This window comes from Pseudomonas sp. NFX224 (assembly GCF_048565165.1).
Classification (GTDB): Bacteria; Pseudomonadota; Gammaproteobacteria; order Pseudomonadales; family Pseudomonadaceae; genus Aquipseudomonas.
This window is the reverse complement of record NZ_CP183416.1, coordinates 1,789,338-1,804,903: the sequence shown is the minus strand read 5'-3', so window position 1 is coordinate 1,804,903 and position 15,566 is coordinate 1,789,338. Positions and strand designations below refer to the sequence as shown.

Below are 15,566 nucleotides of genomic sequence, written 5' to 3'. Positions count from 1 at the left end.
ACCATAAAATCCTGTGGGAGCTGGCTTGCCAGCGATAGCGGCGGGGCAGGCGCTACAGAAACATCAGAAAAGCACCTTCACCACATCCGCAAACCGTTTGGCAAAGTGCGCGGTAATTCCTTCCTTCAAATACTCCGGCAGTTCCTCGAAATTCCCCCGGTTGGCTTCCGGCAAGATCAGCTCGAAAATCTTCTGCCGTCGCGCCGCAATCACCTTTTCACGCACCCCGCCAATCGGCAGCACATGCCCGGTCAACGTCAGTTCGCCGGTCATGGCCACGCCTTTTTTCGGCGCCTGATTGCGCGCCAACGAAAGCAGGGCACTGGCCATGGTCACGCCGGCGCTCGGGCCGTCTTTCGGGGTGGCACCCTCCGGGACGTGCAGGTGCACGAAAGCCTCGTCGAAGAATTTCGGATCGCCGCCAAATGACTTCAGGTTGGAGCTGACATAGCTGTAGGCGATCTCCGCCGATTCTTTCATCACGTCACCCAGTTGCCCGGTGAGTTTGAATCCGCGGTTCAGGGTATGGATGCGCGTCGCTTCGATCGGCAAAGTGGCGCCGCCCATGCTGGTCCAGGCCAGTCCGGTAATCACGCCGGTTCCCGACAGCACCTGCTCGTTGCGGAACACCGGTTTGCCGAGCGAGGTTTCGAGGTCTTTCGGGCCGAGTTTGATCACCGCTTTCGGTTCGTCGAGCAGCTTCATCACCGCTTTGCGCACCAGCTTGCCGAGGTTTTTCTCCAGCTGACGCACGCCAGCTTCACGGGCATAACCGTCGATCAGGGCTTTGAGTGCGGTGTCGCTGATGCTCAGACTGCCTTTCGACACGCCGGCCTTCTCCAGCTGCTTCGGCCACAGGTGACGCTTGGCGATGGCGACTTTTTCTTCGGTGATGTAGCCCGACAGGCGAATGACTTCCATCCGGTCCAGCAACGGACCGGGAATCGAATCCAGGGTGTTGGCGGTGCAGACGAACAGCACTTTCGACAGGTCCATCCGCAAGTCGAGGTAATGGTCGAGGAATTCGACGTTCTGCTCCGGATCGAGGGTTTCCAGCAGCGCCGAGGCCGGGTCGCCCTGGTAGCTTTGGCCCATCTTGTCAATCTCGTCGAGCATGATCACCGGGTTCATCACTTCGACGTCTTTCAACGCCTGCACCAGTTTGCCCGGCTGCGCGCCGATGTAGGTGCGGCGGTGGCCCTTGATCTCGGCTTCGTCGCGCATGCCACCGAGGCTGAAGCGGTAGAACGGCCGACCAAGGGATTCGGCAATGGATTTGCCGACGCTGGTCTTGCCCACGCCCGGCGGGCCGACCAGCAGCACGATGGACCCACTGATCTCGCCTTTATAGGCACCGACGGCGAGGAATTCGAGGATGCGGTCCTTGATGTCATCGAGACCGGCGTGATGTTTGTCCAGCACCTTGCGCGCATGCTTGAGGTCGAGTTTGTCCTCGCCGTACACGCCCCACGGCACCGAGGTCGCCCAATCGATGTAATTGCGGGTGACCGCATACTCCGGCGATCCGGTTTCGAGTATCGACAGCTTGTTCATTTCTTCTTCGAGGCGTTTCTGCACCTGCGTCGGCAGGACTTTGCCCACCAGACGCTGCTCGAACTGTTCGAGGTCGGCGCTGCGGTCGTCCTTGGTCAGCCCCAGTTCCTGCTGGATGACCTTGAGTTGTTCCTTGAGGAAGAACTCGCGCTGGTGCTCACCGATCTTGCGGTTCACTTCAGCGGATATTTCTTTTTGCAGGCGCGCGACTTCGACTTCCTTGCGCAGCATTGGCAGGACTTTTTCCATGCGCTTGAGCATTGGCACGCAGTCGAGCACTTCCTGCAATTCATTGCCGGTGGCCGAGGTGAGGGCGGCGGCGAAGTCGGTCAGCGGCGACGGGTCGTTGGGGCTGAAGCGGTTGAGGTAATTCTTCAGCTCTTCGCTGTACAGCGGGTTGAGCGGCAGCAGTTCCTTGATCGCATTGATCAGCGCCATGCCGTAGGCCTTGACCTCGTCGGTCGGCTCGGTCGGCTGGTGCGGGTATTCGACTTCCACCAGGTACGGCGGGCGATGGTGTTTCAGCCAGGTCTTGAGGCGCACGCGGGTCAGGCCCTGGGCGACGAATTGCAGTTTGCCGTTTTCGCGGCTGGCGTGATGCACCTTGACCAGCGTGCCGTACAGCGGCAGGGCCGAGGTGTCGAAGTGGCGCGGGTCTTCCTGGGGCGTGTCCATGTAGAACAGGGCCAGGGAGTGGTGATCGGATTTGGCGACCAGGTCGAGGGTCTCGGCCCACGGCTCTTCATTGACGATGACCGGCAGCACCTGGGCCGGGAAGAACGGTCGGTTGTGGATCGGGATGATGTAGACCTTGTCCGGCAGATTCTGGCCAGGCAGGGCCAGGCCTTTACCGGGGTTAGGGTGCGGGGCGTTTTCCGGATCGGCGTATTCGCTCGGGTCTTCGGGGAATTCTTGCTGGTCGCTCATTTGGGCACCTGCGCAATGGGTATGGGTCTTAGATGGGGCAGGTTGGCGGTGGTTTCAATGATGCTTTGGGGTTAATGGGGAATTCGAAGGTGTGTTCAGCAGGGATTCAGGTTAGCTGGATTGTGCCGCGATGCATTTGTAGGAGGGGCGGCGGCGGCAATAAAAAAGGCGACGCCTGTGAGGGTGTCGCCTTTGTTTTACTGCCGTTACAACTTACTCGGACAGTTTGTACGCAATCACATAGTCACCCTGCTTGGTGCCCAGCGAACCGTGGCCGCCGGCAACGACCAGCACGTATTGCTTGCCGTCCTTGCCGGTGTAGGTCATTGGCGTGGTTTGCGCGCCGGCTGGCAGTCGGCCTTCCCACAGCTGCTTGCCGTTTTTCACGTCGTAGGCGCGCAGGTACTGGTCGAGGGTGCCGCTGAGGAAGCCAACACCACCGGCGGTGGTGAAGGTGCCGCCCAGGCTTGGCACGCCCATGCTCAGCGGGATCGGAACCGGCGAGCTGTCACGCACGGTGCCGTTCTTGTGTTTCCACAGGACTTTGGCAGTGGTCATGTCGATCGCCGCCACATAGCCCCAGGCAGGCGCCTGGCACGGCAGGCCCATCGGCGACAGCAACGCTTCGAGGACTACGCCGTACGGCGCGCCTTTGTTCGGCTGCACGCCTTCGGTTTCGCTTTTGCGCGGGCCTTGGGCGGCGATTTCAGCGGCCGGGATCATTTTCGATTTGAACGCCATGTAGCTCGGGTTCACGAAAGCGATCTGGCGCACCGGGTCAACCGAGATACCGCCCCAGTCGAACACACCGAAGTTGCCCGGATAAACGATCGAACCCTGCAGCGATGGCGGCGTGAACGGGCCGTCGTAGCGCATGGATTTGAAGTCGATCCGGCAGATCAACTGGTCGAACGGCGTAACGCCCCACATGTCGCGCTCTTGCAGCGGCGGCGGCATCAGGTTCAGGTCGGATTTCGGTTGGGTCGGCGAAGTGTGGTCGCCTTCCACTGCGCCTTGCGGCACCGGCACTTCGTTGATCGGCACGATGGCCTGGCCGGTGCTGCGGTCCAGCACGTAGATGCTGCCTTGCTTGGTGGAAGCCAATACCGCTTGTTTCACGCCGTCAGCGGTTTTCAGGTCGGTCAGGGTTGGCTGGCCACCCACGTCCATGTCCCACAGGTCATGGTGAGTGAACTGGAAGTGCCAGCGCACTTTGCCGGTGGCGATGTCGAGGGCGGTCAGGCCGGCGGCGTGCAGTTCCGATTCAGGCGTGCGTGCGCCGCCGAACTGGTCCGGAGTCTGGTTGCCCATCGGCAGGTAGAGCATGCCGAGTTTTTCATCGACGGCGAACATGGACCACATGTTCGGCGAGTTGCGGGTGTAGACCTTGCCTTCGGCAATCGGCGTGGTGTCGTCCGGGTTGCCGCTGTCCCAGTTCCACACCAGTTTGCCGGTGTGCACGTCGAACGCGCGGATCACGCCGCTTGGCTCGTCGGTAGACACGTTGTCGGTGACATGACCGCCAATCACCACCAGATCCTTGGTGACCGCAGGTGGCGAGGTGGAGTAGTAACCGCCGGCCGTGAAGCCGCCGATGTTGGCGCGCAGGTCGACCTGGCCTTTATCGCCGAAGTCTTCACACATCTTGCCGGTGTCGGCGTTCAGCGCGATCAGGCGGGTGTCGGCAGTCGGCAGAAAGATCCGACGCGGGCAGGCGCTGGCCACCGCAGCGCTGGCGCTGCCGGTCGGGCTCTGTTCGGAGGCGTACACCGCGTCATCGTGATAGGTCACGCCACGGCAGGTCATGTGTGCCCAACCCTTGAAGTTCGCCGCGTTTTGCGTGGAGAGCTTCGGATCGAAACGCCAGATTTCCTTGCCGGTGTCCGGGTCCAGTGCAATCACCTGGCTGTGCGGTGTGCAGACGTAGAGCATGCCGTTGACTTTCAGCGGGGTGTTTTCGGCGGTGGTTTCGCCCGGATCGTTCGGCCCTGGCAGGTCGCCAGTGCGATAGCTCCAGGCCTCAACCAGTTTGTGCGCATTCTGCGGGGTGATCTGCGTCAGTGGCGAGTAACGGTCGCCGTGAGCGCTGCGGCCGTAGGAATTCCAGTCACCGTCCGGCATGGCCGGGGCGGTATTGGTCATGCCATCGACACTGTCGCGGTCCAGTTGACCCTTGATTTCACCCGGGTTGGTGAACTGGCTGGCCAAAGCGGTAACGCCGGCGAGCACCACGGCCACGCCCAGCGCGCCAGTGCCCATCGGGGCGGCGCCATCACGCAGCAGCGGACGACGGAACCACGGCAGCAGCATGACGATGCCCAGCGCAAACAGCATCGCCAGACGCGGCACCAGTTGCCACCAGTCAAGGCCGACTTCCCACAGCGCCCACACGGTGCTGGCGAACAGCACCACTGCGTACAGGCCCAGCGCGGCGCGGCGAGCCATCAACAGCAGAATGCCGGTCAGCGCCAGGCCGATACCGGCCAGCAGGTAATACAGCGAGCCGCCGAGCATGCTCAGCTTGATCCCCCCGGCCAGCATGGCCAGGCCCATTAGCAGAAGCAGAATGCCGAGCAGACTCGGCAGCAGACGGCTTCGACTCAAGGCACCATCAGTGCTCATAGTGTGATTCTCCGTGATATTTCAAGTAGTCCCACGCACGTTCACTGTAGATGACGATCGTGTGGGGGCATGGTTCAGATGAAAACTGTTGGATTAACGCAATCCCCTGTAGAAGCGAGCCTGCTCGCGAGAAACCTGAGAACGCCGCGGGGTGTCAGGCTTGTAGCGTTCTCGTTGACGTCCATCGCGAGCAGGCTCGCTCCTACAGGGTTTTGTGGTGTTTTTTAGAACGACGACTGGATCTTCAGTCCGCCAATCAAGGCGTCATCGACCTCGTTCACGCCACCGGGATGGCGGATGTATTGCAGGTTCGGGCGCACGGTCAGCCAGTTGGTGACGTGTACGCCGTAATAGAGCTCGGCGCTGTATTCGGTGTCTTGCGGCGGCAGGAACGCTGGATCGTCGTAGTCGAAAACTGCATGGGCCTGATTGGTCGCTTCGGCGTTTTTACGATAGGCCGGGTTGACGTGCACACGGGCCATGGCGAAGCCGATATCGTCCTTGGCGCGGGCGTCGAACAGGCCTTTGTAGACGACGCCAGCCTGGACGTAGTTATCGATGGCGTTGGTTTTCTTGTCGTGCATCGTGCCGTTGGCGAACACGCTCAGGCCGCGCGAATGGTCGCTGGCAATGCGGGTGATTTGCTGCTGGATGCCGAGCCACACGCCGTGTTTGCTCGAAGCGCTGCGGTATGCCTCGCCACTCAGGGCGGCGGGTTGGCCGTTGCTGTCCTTGTAGGCATCGGTGGCGTTGGCGTTGCTGTAGTAATAACCGGCGCGGTATTCGCCCGGCAGGCCGTTGAGCTTGGGCGTCCACACCAGCTCCACCGGCAGGATCGCGCCCTGGGTGCCGCTGCCGCTGAGCTTGAAGCCGTTGTCGCGATCAAGGTTCGACGGATTTTGCTCGTACACGCCGACCTGCGCGTACAGCTCCGGCGTCAGGTGATACTTGACCCGCATCGCCCATTGGCTGACCGGCCAGTTGTACCAGATACCGCCGACCCAGTTGCCGACCTGGGAACCGCAGAACGCCAGGTTCTGGAAGTCGCAGGGGAAGCTGTTGAAGTCTTCGCCTTCGCCGAAGCGGCCGACTTTGACGTCGAGCTGCTGATCGAAGAACTTCTGCTGATACCACATCTGCGTCAGGCGCCAGGTCTGGCCCCGGCCCCAGACTTCCTGGGCCGAAGTGAAGCCGCCGACGCGGGGATCGTTGATGCGGTCGTTGCTGATGTTGTTGCCGCTGCGTTCGGTGATCGTCAGCTGAAATTCGGCATCGCTCCAGCCGAGAATCTTCTGCAAGTCCAGATGGCTGCCCAGAGCAAACTGGTCGCTGTAGCGCGCGGTGCGGTCGTGGTCGTAACCGCCATGCAGGTTGCTGCCCATTTCTCCGGTGTAATCGACTTTGAAGTCGTAGCCTTTTTCCGCCAGTTCTGTGCGAGTGCCGTTCCAATCGCCGAGCATCCACGGTGAATCACTGTCGAAAGCCGGGGCGGCCTGGGTGCAAGTGGCAAGGCCCAGCGCGGTGAAGCCGCCAAGGAGTTGCAGGGCTTTTCGGCAAGCGATCGGCATAGAGACAGCGCTGTCTTGCAAGAATGGGAAATCAGGCATAGAAGGAAATCTTGATCTTTTTCTGGGGGATGAACGGAAACAGCAGAGGTGATTCAGGTGAGAAGAAGCGTTTCAGCTAAAACGGGCGCAAGGATAATGTTCTGTTACAAATAGAGAAAGGGCTTTTACTGACATGCATCTTTTCGGATTTTGTAACAGTCCACGAAATGTCGCAGCCTGCGATCTTTTCCGTTTCACCTACATTTAACGTAAGGTGCGCGGCTTCCTCATTCCAACATCGCGAAAGGCCCGGCATGACCGAACAGAACCACGACCCGTTGCACGGCGTAACGCTGGAGCAAATCCTCAACGCTTTGGTTGAGCACTACGAATGGTCGGGGCTGGCCGAGCGTATCGATATTCGCTGCTTCAAGAGTGACCCGAGCATCAAGTCGAGCCTGACGTTTTTGCGTAAAACCCCTTGGGCGCGGGAGAAGGTCGAGCGTTTGTACGTGAAGTTGATGCGTACCAAGCGACCGCTCTGAACATGCTCAACACGCCTGCCGTGCGACGTCGTTTTGTGGCTGTGGCTGCCATTCTCGGTTGGGCCGGATTGAGCATTCAGATGTACCTGATTTTCCATTCACGCTGGACCCTGGGCGCGAGCCTGCTGGGCGGGCTGATGAGCTTCTTCAGCTACTTCACCGTGTTGAGCAATACGCTGGTAGCCACCGTACTCACTTGTGAACTGACATCCCGGGAATCCGCAGCGCGTCGCTGGTTCTTGCAGCCATGGGTCAGCAGTGGCATTGCCGTGAGCATCGCTGTGGTTGGCCTGGCGTACAGCCTGTTGTTACGCCATCTCTGGCATCCCGAAGGCTGGCAATGGCTGGCCGATGAGCTGATGCATGACGTGATGCCAGTGTTGTTTCTGGTCTACTGGTTTTGCTGTGTGCCCAAAGGCTTGTTGCGTTTGCACCATATCGCCCTGTGGGTGATATATCCGCTGGTGTACTTCGGCTATGCGCTGTTGCGCGGGCATTTGCTGGCGGTGTATCCGTATCCCTTCATTGACGTCGAGAAGCTGGGTTATCCACAGGTGTTTTTGAATGCGGGGGGATTGTTGGCGGGGTTTGTGCTGCTTTCGGTTGTGCTGATCGGGCTGGATCGGTGGCGCGCTCAAGTGAGCACGATTCGAAATTCGTAGCAGCAGGTTGCGCCAGCTGCTACGACGGAACCCGGTTATTGCTCTTCGCTGTCCCCCAGCTTCCAATAGCCAACGGCTTTGACGAACTGATCGTCCAGCTCGTGCTCATCGAGCAACACCCGACGGATCTGCCGCGATACTTTGCTCTCGGTCGCGACCCATGCGTACAGACTGCCTTCGGGCACCTGGACCTGCCGCACTGTCGTCAGTAAATGGTCCTTGCCCCCTTCACGCAACACCCAGATCACATTGACCTCGGCAGCGCTCTCCAGCACCTGCTGTTCCTTGCCGTTTTCCACTTCCACAATCACCAGCGCGCGGCGATTGGCGGCCAGGCCTTCGAGGCGACGAGCGATGGCGGGCAGGGCGGTTTCGTCGCCAATCAGCAGATAGCTGTCGAAGATGTCCGGCACGATCATCGAACCCCGAGGCCCGCCGATGTGCAGGAATTGCCCGGGCTTGGCCTGCTCGGCCCAGGTCGAGGCAGGGCCATCGCCGTGCAGGACGAAGTCGATGTCCAGCTCCAGGGTTTGCAGGTCGTAGCGACGCGGGGTGTAGTCGCGCATGGCCGGCATCGCCCCGTCGTTCTTGCCCGCGCCGAGCACGAGGGTTTCCAGTGCCGCGTGTTCCGCCGCGTTCTGCGGGAACATCAATTTGACATGATCGTCCGTGCCGAGGCTGACGAACCCGGCCAGCTCTGGGCCGCCGAGGGTAATGCGGCGCATACGCGGGGTCAGGTCGACCACGCGCAAGACTTCCAGACGACGGCGTTTGATCTCGTGCATGACGCGGTGAATGGTTTGTGGGTTCACTTCAGTCATTCGCTTTCTCCTGGGCAGCTTGTACGGCGGGGCCGTCGACAATGGCTTTGGCAGTGTTGTTGAGCAGGGTGGCCACACGCTGGATTTCTTCCGGGCTCCAACGACCATGGTGCAGTTGCAGGGCATGACGCAAGTTATGCACTGCTTCGTGAATTTCCGCCGGGCGATCATGGCCGCGCAGCGAGCGCTTGCTGACATCGATGCGCACCCGCACACCTTCCAGCGCGACCGCTTGCTCGGTCAGGGACTGGCGCCCGGCGTCGGTCACGCTGTAGCGTTTTTTGCCGCCTTCGGCATCGCCCAGGATCATCTCGCTTTCTTCGAGGAAGGTCAGGGTCGGGTAGATCACGCCGGGGCTGGGACTGTAGGCACCGTCGAACATGCCTTCGATCTGGCGGATCAAGTCGTAGCCGTGGCAGGGCTGTTCGGCGATCAACGCCAGCAACAGCAATTTCAGGTCGCCGGGGGCGAATACCCGTGGCCCGCGACCGCCGCGTTCGCGGCCCGGGCGTTTTTCGAAGCCGTCGCGGCCGTCGCCGTGTTCGCGATGGGGGGAATGATGGTCTCTCATTTTCTCTTTCTCTCGTCGTGTTTAGATACAACTTAAGATATATCTTGATGGTAGGGCAAGGACTTCTGACCAACGGCAGATCCGGGACTCGCGTCTGGTCGTGTCTACCAACGCGCCAAAAATCGTAAAAAAGACACTCATTCAGGCAGATGAAAACGCTGAAAATAGTGTTAACTCTCTAATGTTCTGTTTTCGTCTATTGTTTATGGGGCGTGTGGTATTGGTCTTACAGCTGTTGCTGTTAAGACGCCTTATCTGAAGTGCGGAAAAATCGAAGTTTGTAGTATTCCTCTTACATCCAGGCATCTATTTTACAGTGATTTCCGGTTTTTTCTTTCCACGGTCGTAGCACTTTAGCTACGCACTTGCAGGAACTTGCCTGCTTACTTTCCAGATCAATTGGTCGATCATCTTTCGGCGTTGAAAGTTCTGATGAGCCAATGGCTGCTCGTGACAGCTATTACTCATCATGAATGTTCAGCACTTACTCTTTTAAAAAAACAGGTACTGAAAGATGTTCAAGAAAATCGCGTTCGCTGCTCCCCTGGCTGTTCTGGCTCTGAGTTCTTCGATGGCGTTTGCCGCGACCGAAGCCAGGCACTCCATCAGTCTGGTTGCTACTGTCAATGCTGACGACTTCTATGCGGTACCGGTTGACTTTGATCTGGTCAACAAGGATCAGGACATGAGCTACAACCCGTCTACAGACGCCATGCGCACTGTCGACGGGCACTTCGACGTGCGGCATACCGCCGGCAAGGTCAACGCACGACTCGAAGGTGTTCCGAAACTGATTGCCGGCAACAAGACCATCGATTTGAAAGTCGAACTCAACGGAAAGGCGCTGACCACTACTTCGCAAGAAGTCGTGGGCGACGCTGAATCCAATACCCGCTATCGTGCACCGTTCAAAATCAGTGCCGTCACCACTCAAAAGCCTGAAGCCGGCGATTACACCGGTGTTGTCATGCTGGTCGTTGAACCGTCCGTCTAAGTCATCACTGCGACGGCAATACGTTTACTTGTTCCAGGTAACGTACCCGGTCGGCAAACTTTAAAGTTTGCCGACCGTGCTTTGACTTCCTTGTAATTAGAGTACTCGTTCATGTTCCCGATGACGCCCATCGCGGCGGCGCTTGCGCTGCTGTTATGTAGCAGTGCATTTGCGGCAACCACTCCTGTTGATAACACGCCGCGAAGTTTGCTCGCCCAGGCCAAAGGCTTGCCGGCAGAGTTTGAAGAGCATTTCTTCGATGTTCCCCTGGCGGTGCGTGTTGAACTCGATCAACAACCGCTCGGTGAGGCCATGGTCGTGTTGTCCCGTGATGATCGGGTGACATTGCTTGAATTCACCGATACCAGAGAAAACCGTTTCGGCGCCAGCGTACGCGAAACCTGGGCCGGGATTCTGAAACCCGGGGTGGCGCTGGGCAGTTGCACAGGTCAATGCCCGGAGCAAATGCTCGCGGTGCATTACAACCTTGAAAATTCCTTGCTGTCGATCGTCACCGAAAATGCCGAGCGCGACAGCGAAGCCAAACGATACTTCGACCAACCCGAGGGTGGCAGCAGCGGCCTGATGGTGCGCAACCAGCTCAATCTGAACGGTGGCCAGGATCAAGACCTGGGCGGGCGCTTTGGCCTGGAAGCCAGCGGCAGCCTGGGCAACTGGAGTCAGACGTTCAACATGCAACTGGCGCGTCTGGGTGGGCCGGATGACAAGACCTACCACGCGGTGCATGAGCTTTATACCCAGCGTGAGCTGGAAGGCAGTTTTTTCCGTCTGGGTTATTTCACGCCCAACTCCGAAGGTCTGACGCGTCAGCCGCGCTCGTTCGGCACCAGTCCCGACACCGCCGTGGGTGTGATGTACGGCAGCTCCGACAGCTTGGCGATCGACAGTCCGAAACCCAGTGTTTACCCGATTTATGTCACCGCCAATCGGCAGGGCTCGGTGGAGATCTACCGCGATGGCCTGCTGGTCAACACACAATCGGTGCCGGCCGGTTTGCAAACCCTCGACACACGACCCTTGCCCGGCGGCATTTACGAGGTGGAAGTGCGCCTGATCGAAGACGGCCAGACCACCTCGACCACCCAGGAACTGATCTACAAACCGAACAACTGGCGCAACCACGACGAGCGCTGGCGCTACAACCTGTTTGCCGGACAGGAAAGCAAACTGTTCAGCAACTGGGATCAGCAGGACAGCGGCGATGCCACGGCGGGCGCCGCGATCAATTACCTGCTGCACCCACGGGTGATTCTCGGGCTGTCGGCTCGGCAGGTTCGCAACACGTTGCAGTACGGCAGTTCCATCGACTGGAGCCTGGCCAATAGCGTCAGCCTCTACGCCAACCTTTATCAGACCGAAGACCACGGCACCGGTGCCGATCTCCAAGCGCTCTACAACTATGGCTCCGGCAGTCTGGTGGCGAGCCACAACCGCAGCTGGCTCGACACCACCCATACCTACGACACGTTGCCCGACGGCACCCGCGTGCGGCAACGTAATGTGTTCACCGGCCAGACCAGTAATTCATCGTTGGCGCTGAACCACCGGATCAGCCGCAAGAGCTCGCTCAATGCGCGGGTCTCGCACAGCGAAGGCAATGTCGAAGGTGTCGGTCTGGATCTGGGCTGGACGCAACGCACTGTGTTGTTTGGCAGTGATGCCAACTGGCGCTTGTCGCTGTTCGATCGTCCGGGCAGTTTCAGCAGCGGTGATGCGCGCAATCGTGGCGTCGACTTGAGCATCAACATGGCGCTGGGCGGTCCGGGTCAGCAAATTTCCGGCAGCATCGGCAGCCGCACGGCCCGCGATGGCAGCCGTGACAACAATGGCTCGCTCGGTTACCGCAAAGACCTGCAAGACCACGTGCTGCAAAGCGTCTCGGTGACGGCGCTCAGCGATACCTATGGAGTCGGCCTTTCGAGCCTGGCGAATTTTCGCACTGACGCCGTCAATGGTGACGGCTTCATTCAGCGCTCGTCGTTCAACGACAACTTTACCGGCGGCCTGAACCTGGACAGCACACTGGTGGTTGGCGCCCGGCGCATGGCCTTGACCAGCCAGCATCAGGGCCGTGGGGCAGGGATGATCGTCGACGTCGAGTCCGATATCGACGGCATCGCCCTGCGCGCCGATGACCTGAGTGGCGGCAGCGCAGCCTTGAGGCCGGGGCGTAATTTCATCCCGCTCACCGCTTACAAAAACAGCTCGGTGAGCTTCGACTTCGAAGGCCATGACGTCCCGGCCGCGAGCATCGAACCGGCACGCACGCGCTATCACCTGAACAAGGGCGGCGTGGAGTATCGCAAGGTGCGGGTGATGAAAACCCTGACCGTGCTCGGTCGGCTGGTCGACCCGCAAGGCCAACCGCTCAAGGGCCATCACGTGATCAATCACGCCAGCCGTGGGGTCAGCGAAGTAGATGGTTTCTTTTCGATGGAAATGAATGCCGGCTCGCCCACCCTTGAGGTGCGTTACGCCGATCAGTTGCTGTGCCAGTTCCGCCTCGATGTCGACAAGCACCGCAGTGAAAACAATGTGCTGATGATCGGTGACTTGCGGTGCAGCCCGGACACGTTGGCAGATGCCAACCCCAACCGGCGCACGGCGGGTTGAACGGCGCGGCTTCAGATGTTCAAGAGAGTGTGATCATGAATGTAACGTCTACTTTTTATCGCTGTCTGCGGCGTGGTTGCTGGCTGGGGATGCTGGCCGTGGTAGCGGCACCTCCCGCGCAGGCAGTGACCCAGGAAATCCGGGCGCTGTTCACGCCGGACTCTGCCAACCCGCAGCGCAACCTGTTCGTCAACAAAACACCGGTCAGTGGCTACTGTGCCGATTATCCCAGTGAGTGCCGGGACAACGAGACCTTCAGCATCCGCTTGCCCATGCGGTTCGACTCGGCGAGCCCCATGCAGCCCAATGCATCACCCCGCAACAGCGCGATGTTCAGCGTTCCGGCGCTGTGGCGTCCGTTGACGGTGACGAACAGGGAAACAGGCGAAACGGAAACTGTCGAGGTGCGGATTGCCGGCTTCGGTTCCCGTTACATCCTCAGCGATACCGTTGTCAAACTGACGGGGGCCGCAACGCCAATCGAAGGGCATCGCAACTTATGGGGCGGGCCGCATGATGGTTGGGTAAACGCGGCACCTCCTTGCACCTACAGTGGTGTCGGTCTGTATTCAGACAACTACTACCGGTTTTTCTGGAAGACCCCGGTGCAAGGCACCTGCGTCAAGACGGCGAGTTTTCCGATACCGGCCATGACGTATGACTACCTGGACTTTTCCTATGAACTCAAGACCCCCAACCCGTTGACGATGTCATCGGGGCTCTATACGGGGGATATGAGTTATCGCATTGGTCCGGGTGGTGACTTCGACATGGGCGACGTCATGCTGCCGAGCGATCCGGACCTGACGCTGAATTTTGTGCTGGATGTTCAGCACACGCTCAAGGTCGACATTCCCCCTGGCGGCGAAAAAATCAATCTGGTACCGGCCGGTGGCTGGCAGGGCTGGCTGCAAGCTGGACGTAAACCCGTGCGCCTGTTCCGCGACCAGACCTTCAATATTTCGGCATCGTCGCGTTTCAAGATGTATTACGAATGCCAGTCCTGGAACGCGTTCGATTGCACGATCAAGGACGCGCTCGGCAGGCGGCAAGTGGAGTTGCAGGTCTTCGTCAGCCTGCCCAATGGCTTGACCGATCAGTCCGGCCAGCCGGTCAGGCATCAGCGGCTCAGGGCCGGAACTGAAGGTGCGCAAATTTTCCAGCCCGGTTTCTACGTGGACAGGGCGCCCGGCATCCTGCACTTCGAGGTGCGGAAGGAGGAAGTGGAGTGGATGCTGCGGCAGCCGAATGTGGCCAGCCCTTACAGCGGCAGTGTCACGGTGATCTGGGATTCGGAAGTCTGATGGGCGGCGTAGCGATGATGCCGGCCTGCGATAGGTGCAAAAGGATGAGGTTCAAGGGTATGAAACGGTTGTGGGTCTTGTTGTGTTCAAGTGGTCTTTCCCTGGCGGTCAGCGCCGGGCCGCAAATCAACGTCGGCACGGTCTACGACTATCTGGACGCCGACAAAAGCACCTATCTCAAGCGCGTGTTCAACAGCGGCGACAGCACGGCGTTCGTCAAGGTCAACATTCTCGAAATCGTCTACGACGCCGATGGCAGCCATCGTGAAATTCCGGTCAAGACGCAAACGGACGGCAGTGGCCGGGACGGCTTGATGGCCAGCCCCGCACGACTGATCGTGCCCGCCAAAGGCATGCAGGGTACGCGCTTGCTGCTGTTGGGCAATCGCGACACCGAGCGCTATTTTCGCGTGCGCTTCATTCCGGTGGTGCCGGAGAAGGAGGACGAGTTCGCCGTGTCGAGTGAGGAGCGCGAAGCCTACAAAGACAACCTGTCAGCGGGGGTCAACGTGATGACCGGATTCGGCACGGTGTTTTTCGTACGCCCCAAAAATAGCCGGTTCGAAAGTGTGGTCGACGACAGTGCCGGTGTTTACCGCTTGCGTAACAACGGCAACACGGTGGTGCTGATCGATGAGTTTCGCAACTGCTCGCTGAAGAATGAAACCGAGTGTGAACCGGTCACCAAACATCATGTTCTGGCAGGCAAAACCTTCGAGTTCGAGAAGAAGCCCGGTCGGGAATACCGTTTCAATCTGGTCGAGGGCGCCTCGAAAAAAACACTGCGCATTGCCAGCCAATAACTCCGCCAGGGGCGAGTGGCATGGGCTTGCTCGCGTTTTCTTTGACGTAACAGGTAGCAGACATGGTCAAGCAATCGATCATCGCCGTATGTGCGGGTGTTATGGCACTGGTCAGTGCCCTCACGTTCGCGGCACGGGAAGAGCGCACGTTCGAGGTGTCGGTGGATATCCCGACACTGGGGTTTTACGTGATACCCGCCGAGACGAACTGGATACATCTCGAACAGACGTTGCCCTTTAACATCCACACAAAAACGCTGGAGGGGCTGCGCAAGAATTTCGACGTCAAGCACGACACCAGCGCGATTGAGGCACGGCTGGAAGCGGAACCCTATTTGTCCAACGGGCGTGACGACCAGAACATCTATTTGCGTGTCAGTTTCAACGGCCAGGAGTTGAGTCATGACCCGCAACCGCGCGAAGTGGTATCGGCAGCCCAAGCCATGGCCGGTGGACGCTTCCTGCTGGAGATCCAGCCGAAAGTACCTGGTGGTGGATACAGGCCGGGTGTTTATTACGGCAGTGTGCAACTGATATTCATTGCCGCAGCGCCTTGATGTGCGGCAGCCTGATGGGTCAGGC

At 59.4% G+C, this 15,566-nt stretch carries 12 protein-coding genes; 7 read left to right on the top strand and 5 right to left on the bottom strand.

Translation table 11 applies throughout. The features are described from left to right. Positions 1 to 63 precede the first annotated feature (63 nt). The 3 genes from lon to ACNYC6_RS08105 all read right to left on the bottom strand — a co-directional run bounded on the left by lon (position 64) and on the right by ACNYC6_RS08105 (position 6,710). Positions 64 to 2,481 (bottom strand): endopeptidase La, encoded by a 2,418-nt coding sequence (lon, locus tag ACNYC6_RS08115; RefSeq protein WP_419711854.1) that lies wholly within the window; start codon positions 2,479 to 2,481, stop codon positions 64 to 66. 213 nt (positions 2,482 to 2,694) lie between these two features. Further along, a complete protein-coding gene (locus ACNYC6_RS08110) occupies positions 2,695 to 5,103 on the bottom strand; it encodes a glucose/quinate/shikimate family membrane-bound PQQ-dependent dehydrogenase (protein WP_419711853.1) in 2,409 nt (802 codons plus the stop codon). A 224-nt stretch (positions 5,104 to 5,327) separates the two neighbouring features. After that, on the bottom strand, positions 5,328 to 6,710 hold the full coding sequence (locus tag ACNYC6_RS08105) for a carbohydrate porin (protein WP_419711852.1): 1,383 nt from the start codon (positions 6,708 to 6,710) through the stop codon (positions 5,328 to 5,330). A 254-nt stretch (positions 6,711 to 6,964) separates the two neighbouring features. Between ACNYC6_RS08105 and ACNYC6_RS08100 the strand changes: the two genes are divergently transcribed. After that, positions 6,965 to 7,195 (top strand): VF530 family DNA-binding protein, encoded by a 231-nt coding sequence (locus ACNYC6_RS08100; RefSeq protein WP_008016727.1) that lies wholly within the window; start codon positions 6,965 to 6,967, stop codon positions 7,193 to 7,195. A 2-nt stretch (positions 7,196 to 7,197) separates the two neighbouring features. Next, positions 7,198 to 7,857 carry a Pr6Pr family membrane protein gene (locus ACNYC6_RS08095; protein WP_419711851.1) on the top strand — a complete coding sequence of 220 codons (660 nt, stop codon included), beginning with the start codon at positions 7,198 to 7,200 and terminating at the stop codon, positions 7,855 to 7,857. A 35-nt stretch (positions 7,858 to 7,892) separates the two neighbouring features. Here the strand turns inward: ACNYC6_RS08095 and ACNYC6_RS08090 are convergent, their stop codons facing one another. Continuing rightward, positions 7,893 to 8,678, bottom strand: coding sequence for a siderophore-interacting protein (locus tag ACNYC6_RS08090; RefSeq protein WP_419711850.1), 786 nt, complete (start codon positions 8,676 to 8,678; stop codon positions 7,893 to 7,895). Continuing rightward, positions 8,671 to 9,249, bottom strand: a complete 579-nt coding sequence (locus ACNYC6_RS08085) for a PadR family transcriptional regulator (RefSeq protein ID WP_419711849.1) — start codon at positions 9,247 to 9,249, stop codon at positions 8,671 to 8,673. The genes ACNYC6_RS08090 and ACNYC6_RS08085 overlap by 8 nt, the downstream gene beginning before the upstream one ends. A gap of 514 nt (positions 9,250 to 9,763) precedes the next feature. On the opposite strand from ACNYC6_RS08085, the gene ACNYC6_RS08080 reads away from it, so the two are divergent. The 5 genes from ACNYC6_RS08080 (at position 9,764) to ACNYC6_RS08060 (ending at position 15,541) form a co-directional block, all read left to right on the top strand. After that, complete coding sequence (locus ACNYC6_RS08080) at positions 9,764 to 10,243, top strand: CS1 type fimbrial major subunit (protein WP_419711848.1); 480 nt, start codon at positions 9,764 to 9,766, stop codon at positions 10,241 to 10,243. 111 nt (positions 10,244 to 10,354) lie between these two features. Continuing rightward, entirely contained in the window at positions 10,355 to 12,877 is a 2,523-nt protein-coding gene (locus ACNYC6_RS08075; RefSeq protein WP_419711847.1) for a CS1-pili formation C-terminal domain-containing protein, read from the top strand. 32 nt (positions 12,878 to 12,909) lie between these two features. Beyond that, entirely contained in the window at positions 12,910 to 14,181 is a 1,272-nt protein-coding gene (locus ACNYC6_RS08070) for a hypothetical protein (RefSeq protein WP_419712931.1), read from the top strand. 59 nt (positions 14,182 to 14,240) lie between these two features. Next, positions 14,241 to 14,984, top strand: a complete 744-nt coding sequence (locus ACNYC6_RS08065; protein ID WP_419711846.1) for a molecular chaperone — start codon at positions 14,241 to 14,243, stop codon at positions 14,982 to 14,984. A gap of 62 nt (positions 14,985 to 15,046) precedes the next feature. Further along, the gene (locus ACNYC6_RS08060) at positions 15,047 to 15,541 is read left to right on the top strand and encodes a CS1 type fimbrial major subunit (protein ID WP_419711845.1); all 495 of its coding nucleotides are present in this window, start codon (positions 15,047 to 15,049) and stop codon (positions 15,539 to 15,541) included. Positions 15,542 to 15,566: the final 25 nt, after the last annotated feature.

What these genes read in the sequence shown, in the direction of transcription:
- lon (WP_419711854.1), bottom strand. Translation starts at nt 2,481, where the DNA reads ATGAGCGACCAGCAAGAATTCCCCGAAGACCCGAGCGAATACGCCGAT.
- ACNYC6_RS08110 (WP_419711853.1), bottom strand. Translation starts at nt 5,103, where the DNA reads ATGAGCACTGATGGTGCCTTGAGTCGAAGCCGTCTGCTGCCGAGTCTG.
- ACNYC6_RS08105 (WP_419711852.1), bottom strand. Translation starts at nt 6,710, where the DNA reads ATGCCTGATTTCCCATTCTTGCAAGACAGCGCTGTCTCTATGCCGATC.
- ACNYC6_RS08100 (WP_008016727.1), top strand. Translation starts at nt 6,965, where the DNA reads ATGACCGAACAGAACCACGACCCGTTGCACGGCGTAACGCTGGAGCAA.
- ACNYC6_RS08095 (WP_419711851.1), top strand. Translation starts at nt 7,198, where the DNA reads ATGCTCAACACGCCTGCCGTGCGACGTCGTTTTGTGGCTGTGGCTGCC.
- ACNYC6_RS08090 (WP_419711850.1), bottom strand. Translation starts at nt 8,678, where the DNA reads ATGACTGAAGTGAACCCACAAACCATTCACCGCGTCATGCACGAGATC.
- ACNYC6_RS08085 (WP_419711849.1), bottom strand. Translation starts at nt 9,249, where the DNA reads ATGAGAGACCATCATTCCCCCCATCGCGAACACGGCGACGGCCGCGAC.
- ACNYC6_RS08080 (WP_419711848.1), top strand. Translation starts at nt 9,764, where the DNA reads ATGTTCAAGAAAATCGCGTTCGCTGCTCCCCTGGCTGTTCTGGCTCTG.
- ACNYC6_RS08075 (WP_419711847.1), top strand. Translation starts at nt 10,355, where the DNA reads ATGTTCCCGATGACGCCCATCGCGGCGGCGCTTGCGCTGCTGTTATGT.
- ACNYC6_RS08065 (WP_419711846.1), top strand. Translation starts at nt 14,241, where the DNA reads ATGAAACGGTTGTGGGTCTTGTTGTGTTCAAGTGGTCTTTCCCTGGCG.
- ACNYC6_RS08060 (WP_419711845.1), top strand. Translation starts at nt 15,047, where the DNA reads ATGGTCAAGCAATCGATCATCGCCGTATGTGCGGGTGTTATGGCACTG.